3 protein-coding genes and 1 pseudogene are annotated in these 2,702 nt (G+C 60.0%); all 4 read right to left on the bottom strand.

Going from position 1 to position 2,702, the window contains the following annotated elements:
• A partial coding sequence (locus tag ACLKMW_RS26340; protein WP_415727483.1) for a heme-dependent oxidative N-demethylase family protein occupies nucleotides 1–978 on the bottom strand: 978 nt, incomplete at its 3' end.
• A 9-nt stretch (nucleotides 979–987) separates the two neighbouring features.
• Nucleotides 988–1,953: a PDR/VanB family oxidoreductase gene (locus ACLKMW_RS26335; protein WP_415727482.1), complete on the bottom strand. Its 966-nt coding sequence runs from the start codon at nucleotides 1,951–1,953 to the stop codon at nucleotides 988–990.
• Entirely contained in the window at nucleotides 1,950–2,549 is a 600-nt protein-coding gene (locus ACLKMW_RS26330; RefSeq protein WP_415727481.1) for a dimethylamine monooxygenase subunit DmmA family protein, read from the bottom strand. Before ACLKMW_RS26330 ends, ACLKMW_RS26335 begins: the two co-directional genes overlap by 4 nt.
• Nucleotides 2,550–2,555: 6 nt before the next feature.
• Nucleotides 2,556–2,702: pseudogene (locus ACLKMW_RS26325) on the bottom strand (aminomethyl transferase family protein); the annotation flags it as partial.

Genomic DNA, 2,702 nt, shown 5'->3' with positions numbered 1-2,702 from the left:
GACGGTTGGCCGGTAACGCGTCAATCCCTTGTACTCTGCCAGCTCCTCCGGCAGGTCACGCAGCACGCGATGGAAGCGGCGTGCCCATTTGGGCGAGGTCACCAGCTCATCCATCTTGATCAGATAGCAGCGGATCGGGAACAGCAGCGCGTTGGAACGCGGCAGGCGGAAGAACATCTGCACTTCGACGCGCAGATGCACCTTGTTGCCGACATTCTCAGGCGTGACCGTCGTGCGGTCCACACCCCATTTATGATAATTTTCAGGGCTGGTATCGAGGCGCGGATTGATGGTCATGGTCCAGTTGTGGCGCCGCGCCGGCTGCCCCTGCTGAATGGCGGTCAAGAACTTGAGCGCACGCTTGAACACGCCCATTTCATTGGCAAGCGGCACGGGCGCATGCCATTCGAAGAAGTTCATGCCGATGTCGAAACCGAGTGACCAGTCAGCCTGGGTGGTCACGATGCCGGCATCCATCCACAGATTGTTGTCGCGCTGGTCGCAGACTGCAAAGTCGCCCTGGCTCTGACGGGTGATATATTCCAGGGGATCGTAAGGAAGGGTCGAAACATCGCCGAAAACGAAATGATCGTCGATGCCGAGCGGCCGGTTGATCCAGTGCCACTTGTCGCCGTCGCGGGTCAGAGAGAAGTGCTCGGGGTAGCTCGCGGCCATCTCGGTCATGAGCAGTTCGAGCGTATCCCAGCCCGCCAGCGTCATATGCGGCAGAGACTGGCAACGCAGCGGGTCTTGGGCAAGAACCAATGCACGGTCCTGCATCTCGGATACGTAATGTTCGTCGACGTCGATCAGGTGTTCGAACACCGTGCCCTTTTGCCCTTTGACATGCGGCTCGATGTTGACCGAGTACATATAGCTGTCTTCAGGGAACGGGAACGGAAAGCGCCGAATCTGCTCGGGGCTGTTCTTGAAGCTGAAATCGTCGCGGAATGTTTCTTTCCTGAAGTTTATTCCCATGATTCCTCCTCAGCGCTCCAGAACGAGGGTTTTTCCCTCAAAGCGCGAAACACATGGCATGATCTTCTTGCCGGACTGGTGTTCTTCCTCCGACAGCCAGTGGTCGTTGTGCAGAAGCTTGCCGTCATGTGAGATGACGTCCGTTTCGCACTGGCCGCAAACCCCGCCGCGGCAGAGATAGGGCGGCTCCACGCCGGCTGCTTCGATGGCCTGGAGCAGGCTCTGATGTTCGCCGACCCGCAGCTTTATGTCGCTGACGGCGAGCGTCACGTCGAACGGCTTGCCGGGTTGAGGCGCGGCGAAATGCTCGAAATGTATGGTTTCCTCGGGCCAGCCGGCGTCAAGGGCGGTCTTGCGCACCCAATCGATCATTCCGCTCGGGCCGCATACATAGATGTGGGTCCCCAGGGGCTGCGTCGCCAGGACTGTCTCCAGCGGCAGGTCCTGGCCGAGATCGTTGCGATAATGATGCACGCGATGCCCGTAGCGGCTCTTCAATTCCTCCGCATAGGTGCTCAGCGGTCCGGTGCGGCAAGCATAGTGCAATTCGAAATTGCCGGGGCCAGCGGCAAGCTGGGCGGTCTGAGCCATGAACGGCGTGATGCCGATGCCGCCGGCGATCATCAGGTGCTTCTTCGCCCTCAAATCCAGCGAAAACAGATTGACCGGATGGCTGATGACCATGCGCATGCCGGGCTTCACGCGATTGTGCATGAATAGCGATCCGCCGCGCCCGGCGTCGTCGCGACGCACGCTGATCGTATAGTCGCGGGTGTCCAGCGGCGAACTCATCAGCGAATAGGGATTGAGGCGGGTTTCGTCTTCGTGGCGCATCTCCACCACGACATGCGCGCCGCCGGAGAATGTCGGCAGCAAGCCACCGTCAGTGGGCTCGAAGTGGAACCGCTTTACCAGTTCGTTCACGGTGACGACGTCGGTCACCGTGACGTCTATCTTGCTTCCTCCGGCGCTCAACGGAAAATCTCCTCTGTTGGAGGAACGTCATTCGGGTCTTCCGCATTGATGCAGACACCCTGGAACGCGGCGATGCGCCGCGAATAATGGTCGCGGACGAGAAGAATCAGGCCGCAATGCGAGCAGGTCGCCGGCTGCGTCGTCACGTCCTCGGTGATGCCTTTGCAATGGACGCATTGAACGCGACGCGCCAGTGTGCCGCGATGTTCGGTCTGGATCGAGCGATAGTCGATACCCGCTTCAACGGCGACCTGCATGGCCTGACCGATCAACCCTTCGGATCCGGACAGATAGAGCCGCATACCCATATGGGCATTCGTCAGCATATGGCGCAATCTCGGCAGCGCGCTGGCGAAAGAGGGTCCGTGATAGAACTGGTCGGGCTTGAGAGCCTTTAACGCCTCCGCACTCTGTGTCTCCGCCCCGCCGGAGATCAGCATGATGCGAGCGTTCGCGAAAAAGTCCGCGGGGGCCCTTTTCGCGAGATCGAGAATTGCCGACGCACCTGCGTCGTCGGCAATAAAGAGGTGGAGCTTTCCGGGCTTCGGAGAAAGGGTTCCGTAGACCGGTCGGCTGAAAAAGGTGCTGGCCGTCATCGGACCTCAGCCTTTCGCCGTCCGCTTCAGTTTCTTCGGGTCATCAAAGGGCAATGTGTGGGCGATGGCCTTGACGGTGCCGCTCTCGTTGCGGATTTCAAGCGGCGTACCCTGCTCGGCGCAGTCGACATCGAGGCGGGCGATGCCCATCGA

The organism is Borborobacter xinjiangensis (genome assembly GCF_047739745.1).
Lineage (GTDB): Bacteria > Pseudomonadota > Alphaproteobacteria > Rhizobiales > Rhizobiaceae > Pseudaminobacter.
The sequence above is the reverse complement of the archived record's forward strand: the minus strand, read 5'-3'. Positions and strand labels throughout refer to the sequence as shown.